General features: G+C 63.9%; 8 protein-coding genes. 4 read left to right on the forward strand and 4 right to left on the reverse strand.

Annotated features, from left to right (window positions below):
- Positions 1-86 precede the first annotated feature (86 nt).
- Positions 87-1,187: an acyl-CoA desaturase gene (locus VIM95_RS21530; protein WP_331989851.1), complete on the forward strand. Its 1,101-nt coding sequence runs from the start codon at positions 87-89 to the stop codon at positions 1,185-1,187.
- Between the two features lie 61 nt (positions 1,188-1,248).
- Here VIM95_RS21530 and VIM95_RS21535 read toward each other — a convergent pair whose 3' ends face one another.
- On the reverse strand, positions 1,249-2,316 hold the full coding sequence (locus VIM95_RS21535; protein ID WP_331989852.1) for a S41 family peptidase: 1,068 nt from the start codon (positions 2,314-2,316) through the stop codon (positions 1,249-1,251).
- 116 nt (positions 2,317-2,432) lie between these two features.
- Here VIM95_RS21535 and VIM95_RS21540 point away from each other — a divergent pair, with 116 nt between their 5' ends.
- Entirely contained in the window at positions 2,433-2,870 is a 438-nt protein-coding gene (locus VIM95_RS21540; RefSeq protein ID WP_331989854.1) for an Lrp/AsnC family transcriptional regulator, read from the forward strand.
- Between the two features lie 94 nt (positions 2,871-2,964).
- Complete coding sequence (locus tag VIM95_RS21545; RefSeq protein WP_331989856.1) at positions 2,965-3,171, forward strand: DUF1289 domain-containing protein; 207 nt, start codon at positions 2,965-2,967, stop codon at positions 3,169-3,171.
- 70 nt (positions 3,172-3,241) lie between these two features.
- Here the strand turns inward: VIM95_RS21545 and VIM95_RS21550 are convergent, their stop codons facing one another.
- Both VIM95_RS21550 and VIM95_RS21555 read right to left on the reverse strand, forming a co-directional pair.
- Positions 3,242-4,525 (reverse strand): hypothetical protein, encoded by a 1,284-nt coding sequence (locus VIM95_RS21550; RefSeq protein ID WP_331989857.1) that lies wholly within the window; start codon positions 4,523-4,525, stop codon positions 3,242-3,244.
- A gap of 82 nt (positions 4,526-4,607) precedes the next feature.
- On the reverse strand, positions 4,608-6,281 hold the full coding sequence (locus tag VIM95_RS21555; RefSeq protein WP_331989859.1) for an NAD(P)/FAD-dependent oxidoreductase: 1,674 nt from the start codon (positions 6,279-6,281) through the stop codon (positions 4,608-4,610).
- A 76-nt stretch (positions 6,282-6,357) separates the two neighbouring features.
- Here VIM95_RS21555 and VIM95_RS21560 point away from each other — a divergent pair, with 76 nt between their 5' ends.
- Positions 6,358-7,026, forward strand: coding sequence for a FecR family protein (locus VIM95_RS21560; RefSeq protein WP_331989861.1), 669 nt, complete (start codon positions 6,358-6,360; stop codon positions 7,024-7,026).
- A 73-nt stretch (positions 7,027-7,099) separates the two neighbouring features.
- On the opposite strand, the gene VIM95_RS21565 is transcribed toward VIM95_RS21560, so the two are convergent.
- A partial coding sequence (locus tag VIM95_RS21565; protein ID WP_331989863.1) for an ABC transporter substrate-binding protein occupies positions 7,100-7,622 on the reverse strand: 523 nt, incomplete at its 5' end.

Here is a 7,622-nt window from a genome sequence, read left to right on the forward strand (position 1 = left end):
GGTGGCGCTGATGCCGCCCTTGAGCGCCCGGGTTTCCCGGGCGGTATGCAGTAGTTTGAATTGCCACCCATATCTAGGGAGACACCATGGCACATAGCCGTACTTTGAGCGCAGAGGAAACCGAGGCCTTCGGTCGCGAGCTTGATGCGTTGCGCAACCGCCATATCGCCGAACTGGGCGAGCGCGACGCGCGCTATATCCGCCGCGTGCGCGCGAGTGTGCGCATCAGCGAACTGGCCGGCCGGCTGATGCTGTTCGCCGGTTTCTTTCCGCCGACCTGGATCGCCGGCGTGCTGCTGCTGGCCTTCTCCAAGATCGTCGACAATATGGAGCTGGGCCACAACGTCATGCATGGCCAGTATGACTTCATGAACGACCCGGAATTCTCGGGTAAGACCTTCGAGTGGGACCATAGCTGCACCAGCGATGCCTGGCGGCACACCCACAACTATCAGCACCACACCTATACCAATGTGCTGGGCAAGGACCACGACATCGGCTACGGCACGGTGCGGGTGTTTCCCGAGCAGCGTTGGCGTGCCTTCTACCTGCTGCAGCCCTTGTGGGCACTGCTGCAGGCGGTACTGTTCGAGTACGCTATCGCCATCTTCGACCTCAAGCTGGACCGCTACTTCAAGGGCAAGGTCAGCAAGGCGGAGCTGCAGGCCAAGCTGCCGGCGGTGAAGCGCAAGCTGTGGCGCAAGTTCATCAAGGACTATGTGTTCTTCCCGCTATTGGCCGGGCCCAACTTCCTGGGCGTGCTGGCGGGTAATGCCCTGGCCAACCTGCTGCGCAATCTGTGGACCTTTGCGGTGATCTTCTGCGGCCACTTCACCGAGCATGCCGAGGTGTTCCCGGCCTCGGTACTCAAGAACGAGAGCCGTGGCGCCTGGTATGTGCGCCAGTTGCGCGGCTCGTCCAACCTCAGCGGTTCCTGGTTGCTGCACTTCATGACCGGCAACCTCAGCCACCAGATCGAGCACCACCTGTTCCCTGACCTGCCGGCACGGCGCTATGCCAGCATGGCGGTCGAAGTGAAGGCGATCTGCCAACGTTACGGCCAGCACTACAACACCGGCAGCTTTGCCGGCCAGTTCTTTACCGTGCTGGTGCGTATCTTCCGCCACGCCTTCCCCAGCAAGCCGGCGCGACAAGCAGCCTTGCAGCCGGCACAGGCCAACGTTTGAGGCACAAAAACGGCACCCGCGGGTGCCGTTTTTTATGGCTGCGGGCCTGACTCGGGCCGTGCTACTGCGCTAGCTTCGCCAGGGCAGTTTCAGCACGCTTGCGGTTATCGGCGTCCTGGCTGTTCTTGATGGTCGCTTCAAGCGCCAGCTTGTGGGCGGTGGTCAGGGCGTCGGTTGCGGTAACCGCAACGTCGGGCGTAACACCGCTACCCTCCCAATTGGTCTTGCTGATGGGATTGATGGCGCGGCCGGTGGCGACGAAGACCTGGAAGTGGGCCTGCACCCGATAGTTGCGGCCGGGATGGGCGCCGCCGCCGGTGGTTTCGCCCACCAGGGTGGCGCGCTTGAGGTTCTTGAGGTTGTAGCTGAATTCCTCGGCGGCCGAGAAGGTGCGCTTGGCGGTCAGCACATAGACCGGTGTATTGCTCAGGCGCGGACCGGGCACATAGGCGTGGGTCCAGTACTGGGTAGTGGCATTCTGCGGCCGGTAGTAGAGATCGTTCAGATGGACCGGCGTGGGACTGAACAGATAGGACGTCAGCCATTGCACCATCTCAGGACTGCCACCACCGTTGCTGCGCAGGTCGATGATCACTGCGCTGGCGCTGGACAGAAAGGTCATGGCGGCGGTTGCGGTAGGGCCGGCGATCGCGGGTTCCTCGAAGTTATCCAGTCGCAGGTAGCCGATGTTGCCGTCCAGCATCTCCACCTTGCGAAAGCCGTAGTTGCGCCCCTTGGCTTCGCGCTCGTAACGGGCGATTTCTTCCGGTGATTCGTCGTCCTCCACCTTGTCCTCGGCAATCGCTTCCTCACGGTAGCGTACGCGCAGGTGCTTGTCGTGGCTGATGGCCTGCATATCGGTGGTCAGCTGCTCGGCAAGACGCAGCGCGCTGACGATCTGGTCATACTCGCCACGCTTTTGCCTGGCCTGCAGGTCGGCGGCCATCTTGGTGGCGACGTCGGGGAAGACGTAGTCGGCCTTGAGGTATTGGACGGTGTTGCTGATCACTTCCTTGCGGATGGCGGCATCGACCGTCATATCGCTCGGGGCGGCGATGGCGGCGCCCACGGTGGTGGCGCTGACGGCCAGCGCGAGTGCGGTGGCTTGCAGGTGCAGGGTGGGGAGCATGTATGGACCTCAACGAATAATATAAAAATCAAGCTGAGGAATTTTAGCTAGGCCATTACCGCGTTTGGCGATGTAATCAGTATATTGATCCGATAAATTCAGATGAAAACGCGGTAATGGATAAGATAGACAGAGATATCATCGATCTGCTGCGGCAGGACGCACGGCTGAGCTACCGGGAATTGGGGGAACGGGTGCACCTGAGCGCCAACGCGGTGGCCGAACGGGTGCGACGCTTGCAGGCCAGTGGCACCGTGCGGGGGTTTCATGCCAGCGTGGATCCTGCGGCGCTCGGCTTGTCCTTGGAGGCACTGATCGACGTGAAGATGCGGTCGGGGATTACCGCCGAGCATTTCGAGGCGGTCATCCAGACCATACCGGGCATCGTGGAGGCGACGCTGCTGACCGGTTCCTTCGACTATATGCTGCGTACCGCCTGTGCCGACCAGCAGGACCTGGTCAGGTTGATCGAGGCCTTGCGGGAGCGGGCGGGCGTGCAGGAGACCTATAGCCGCTTGATCCTGCGGGCGGTGCCGGTCAAGGGACGCTGGTAGCCGCTCGCTATTTGCCATTTGGCGGTCAGGCTAGGGGTGTCGGTCCGCCCCCATTACAATGCCTGCTTTCCCGGTACTGTCCCTTCTGCCTCCTATGACCCAAGCCCGCCCCGACTCGCCCTGCGTTGCGCTCTGTTCCACTGCCCTTGGTGATGAGATCTGTATGGGCTGTGGCCGCACCTTCGGTGAAGTGGCCAACTGGGTATGCATGAACGAGGCCGAAAGGGAGCAGGTTTGGCTGCGGCTGGAAGCACACTGGGCGGCCCAGGGCCTGCTGGCGCCCTGGCAGGCACCGGCTTGAGCCGAGGTGTGACCATGAAAAACGGCACCTGAAGGGTGCCGTTTTTCATTGCCAACCGAACTGAGGCGGATCAGGGAGTGACCAGGCCATCCATACGGATCACCTCGAAGTCGCTGCCCTTGGCGCTGCCGAGTTCGCTCAGGAGCTTGTCATTGTTCCAGCGCGGATCGGGGGCGCCGCTCACATACCAGTTGCTGCCATTGTCGGCCACGATCATGCCGTAGGTCTTCATGGCCTGCAGGATCGCGCGGCCCTCGGTACTGAAGCTGGCCGGGATGACAAAGCTGGCCTTGAGCCGTACCCGCATGCCCATGGGCGGGCGGTTAGGGTCGGTGCTGCTGGCGGCGGCATGGGTGGCGGGGGGTACGTAAGCCTTGCGCGACTGGCTGACGGTAAAGCGGAAGGCGTGCCGTATGGTGCCGCTGGCCGCTTCGTCGTAGCGTACTAGGCCGGGGAAGATGGGCAGACCGGCAGCGTCGGCGCTGGTCCAGCCGGGTTTGCCGCCGGGGCGTACGGTATTGCTGTCGAGCGAGAAGACGGCGCCCGAGTCGGCATTCCAGCTGCCGTCGGCCTGCGGGAAGGCGCGGTAGAGTTCGTACAGGCGGTTGTTGTCCTTGTCGACGATCAGCACGTGCCTATCGCCATCGAATGTAGCGCCGTCGGGCCGTTGCCCCTCAATGGGTGCGCCGGCCGGGACCGGGTAGGGGCCGGGGTCGCTCTCGTCGCCATAGGCGGTGAAGTTGATCCGCACCTTGCCCTGGCTGCCGCTGACCACCTGGTAGGGAATGCCGATGGGGGCGCCATCGTAGAGACCGGCGCCGAAGTCGGGGTGCAGGCCACGGCTGACGCCGATGGTGGCGATCAGATTGGCCGAGTTGGGATCGACGGGGGCGGCCGAGACGTCGCGGTTCCAGGCATTGTCGGCGGGGAAGGGGATGGCGCCGTTGAGCGAGGCACCGGTGCCCAGACTGGCAACGTTCATGCTGCCGTATTGCGTTGTGGGCGTGCCGACCGGGGTGACCGTGACGATCGTGGTGGCGGTTACGCTGCCGCTGCCATTGCTGGCGGTCAGGGTGTAGGTGGTGGTGGCGACCGGGGCGACGGCCACGCTGTTGCCGCTGACAGCGCCTACGCCCGGCGCGATGCTGTAGCTGCTGGCGCCACTGGCCTGCCAGCTGAGGATGGCGGACTGACCGACCTGTAGCGTGGCCGGGCTGGCGCTGAAGCTCTGGATCTGGGGCGCACCGTTGGCCGGGGGCGGTGTGGTGGGGGTACTGCCGCCACCGCCGCCGTCGCCACAGGCCGCGAGGGTGCCGAGCAGGGCGGCCAGCAAAGTAAGACGCAGGACAGACATGGATAGGGCCTGGCTGATTATGACGAAATCATAATATAGCCAGGCCCAAGGGCGGGCAATGCCTGCTGTCAGACGAGCGTGCTCAGTGGCCGAGTATGCTGCGCGCCACGGCCTCGGCGACCTTGATACCGTCCACGCCGGCCGAAAGGATGCCGCCGGCGTAGCCGGCACCTTCGCCCGCGGGGTAGAGGCCGCGCACATTGAGACTCTGGAAGTCCTCGCCACGGGTGATGCGTACCGGCGAAGAGGTGCGGGTCTCTACCCCGGTCAGCACGGCGTCGGGCATGTCAAAGCCGTGGATCTGCCTGCCAAAGGCCGGTAGCGCCTCGCGGATGGCCTCGATGGCGTAGGCCGGCAGGCTGCTACTGAGGTCGCCGAGCTTGACGCCGGGCTTGTAGGAAGGCTCTACGCTGCCGAGCTGGCTGGACGGGCGGTTGGCGATAAAGTCGCCGACCAGCTGGCCGGGTGCCTCGTAGGTACTGCCGCCGAGCACAAAGGCGTGCGATTCGAGCTGGCGCTGGAATTCCACGCCGGCCAGTACGTCGCCGGGGTAATCCTCTGGGGTGATGCCGACCACGATGCCGGCATTGGCGTTGCGCTCGTTACGCGAGTATTGGCTCATGCCATTGGTGACCACCCGGTTGGGCTCGGAGGTGGCGGCCACCACGGTGCCGCCGGGGCACATGCAGAAGCTGTAGACCGAGCGGCCGTTCTTGGCGTGGTGCACCAGCTTGTAGTCGGCGGCGCCGAGCAGTTCGTTGCCGGCGTGCTTGCCGAAGCGGGCGCGGTCGATCAGCGACTGTGGGTGTTCGATACGGAAGCCGACCGAGAAAGGCTTGGCCTCCATGTATACGCCGCGCTGGTGCAGCATGCTGAAGGTATCGCGGGCGCTATGGCCCAGTGCCATGACCACGTGGTCGCAGCGCAGGGTCTCGCCACTTTCCAGGGTCAGGCCGCGTATCGCGCCGTCCTCGATCACGACGTCGGCCACCTTCTGCTGGAAGCGGATTTCGCCACCCAAGGACTCGATGGTCTCGCGCATCTTCTCGACCATGCTCACCAGCCGGAAGGTCCCGATGTGCGGCTTGCTGACGTACATGATCTCCTCAGGTGCGCCGGCCTTGACGAACTCGGCCATGACCTTGCGGCCCAGGTAGCGCGGGTCCTTGATCTGGCTGTAGAGCTTGCCGTCAGAGAAGGTACCGGCGCCGCCTTCGCCAAACTGCACGTTGGATTCCGGGTTGAGCACGTTCTTGCGCCACAGACCCCAGGTGTCCTTGGTCCGTTCACGCACTTCCTTGCCGCGTTCCAGCACGATGGGCTTGAAGCCCATCTGTGCCAGCAAGAGGGCGGCGAAGATGCCGCAGGGGCCAAAGCCCACCACCACCGGGCGGTGCGCGAGTTGCTCAGGCGCTTGGCCGACGTAGTAGTAGTTGGTGTCCGGGGTCGCGACGATCTTGTTGTCGTGGGCCAAGCGCTTTTGCAGTGCTGCCTCATTCCTGACCTGAAAGTCTATGGTGTAGATCAGGGTCAGTGGATGGCCGCGACGGGCGTCGTAGCTGCGCTTGAACACCGTGTACTCGAGCAGTTCGGCCGGCTGGATCTTGAGCCGCTGGGCAATCGCTTGCGGCAGGGCTTCCGGCGTGTGGTCAAGGGGCAGGCGAAGTTCGTTGATGCGCAGCATGCGGGTGTTCCAGTATTCCAGTACGTACAGACGGTCGATACGGGGCCGGCTGGCGTTTTGCCAGCGGCCCAAACCGCTATTGTAAGTGATCCGGCGGGCCACACGCGTATGCGCTGTGCTGCAAGTTCTTGTTCAGGGGAGTGTTTTCATGGTCATGGCTTGGATGGAGCGGGTACGCAGGGGTTTGCCGTGGGCCGCGTGGCTGTTGCTGGGCGGCATCTTGGTGGCCGTGGCGGCACCCTTGGAGGCCAAGGTACTAAAGGTGGAGGCCTCGGCCTGGCAGGAGCGGGATGGCAAGCTGGCGCCCTTGCACCAGGGTGAACCGTTGGCGGCGGGTAGCGTGCTGCTGACCAATGCCAAGGGACGTGTACAGCTGCAATTGCCCGATGGCAGCACACTCTACGTCGGTGGCGATAGCCGGCTGCAGGTCGATGAGCTGGCAGCGCCGGAGGGGCTGGCAGAGGGCTTGGTGAGGCAAGGCTTCACACTGGGCAAGGGGGCACTGCGCTTTGTAACCGGTGCACTGGCCAAACTCAAACCGCGTGAGGTGACCATCAGGCTGCAGACCTCCACCATCGGTGTGCGGGGTACCGACTTCTTTGCCGAGCAGGATGGCGAGGAGGAGAACGTCTGCCTGTTCGAGGGCAAGGTCGAGGTCCTGGACAGCCGCGGGCCGACCTATCAGCTAACCGAGCCGCGGCAGTTCTTCCATATCGAAAAGGCCAGCGATGCGCAGGCGACGATTTCCACCGCCAGCAAGAAGCAGGTGGCCAACTGGTTGCGCAAGGCCATGCCGCGCGGGAGCGATGACTATTGAGCTGCGCGTGGACCCGCGGACTTGGGCCGGTGGGTTTGTCGAGGTGACGATGTACAGCCCGAGCAAGCCGGCTTTAGTTCACTAGCTTGCCACTGCTGGAGAAGACACCCAGCTCGACAAAACGCGAAGCACGCTGGCCGGCGCCCTCGAGCCGCAGGGTCATGCCACCCATATCGCCACGGAAGCTCTCCAACGTGCGCCGCAAGGCGCTGGGACCAAGGTCACTGCTGCTCCTGAGTGCCTCGACCAGCATGCGGGCGGCCAGATAGCCCTCCATGGAGGCATAGCTCGGCGGCTCGTCGCGGAACTTCTTGAGTGTGCCGACAAAATCACGGGCCACCGCTGCGGTGGGGTTATAGGGCGAGGGTACCAAGGCACTGACCGCCACCCAGCGGATGGCTTCGGGCCCGAGGAATTCCTGCAGGGTGGTCGGATTGACCCAGGACAGGGCATAGAAGGGGGTGCCGGTGCGCAGGCGTTGGTAGGCCTGGACAAAGGCGGCCGAGCTGATGGTGGGCGCGGCCAGGATGACCGCCTGCGGGTTCAGCTTCTGTAGCTGTTCGGCGGCGCGGTCGAGGTCGGTGGCATTGGCGGGG

Source organism: Chitinimonas sp., from assembly GCF_036568685.1.
Classification (GTDB): Bacteria; Pseudomonadota; Gammaproteobacteria; order Burkholderiales; family Chitinimonadaceae; genus Chitinimonas.

Coding starts and splice junctions, on each gene's coding strand:
- VIM95_RS21540 (WP_331989854.1), top strand. CDS start 2,433: ATGGATAAGATAGACAGAGATATCATCGATCTGCTGCGGCAGGACGCA.
- VIM95_RS21550 (WP_331989857.1), bottom strand. CDS start 4,525: ATGTCTGTCCTGCGTCTTACTTTGCTGGCCGCCCTGCTCGGCACCCTC.
- VIM95_RS21545 (WP_331989856.1), top strand. CDS start 2,965: ATGACCCAAGCCCGCCCCGACTCGCCCTGCGTTGCGCTCTGTTCCACT.
- VIM95_RS21560 (WP_331989861.1), top strand. CDS start 6,358: ATGGTCATGGCTTGGATGGAGCGGGTACGCAGGGGTTTGCCGTGGGCC.
- VIM95_RS21530 (WP_331989851.1), top strand. CDS start 87: ATGGCACATAGCCGTACTTTGAGCGCAGAGGAAACCGAGGCCTTCGGT.
- VIM95_RS21535 (WP_331989852.1), bottom strand. CDS start 2,316: ATGCTCCCCACCCTGCACCTGCAAGCCACCGCACTCGCGCTGGCCGTC.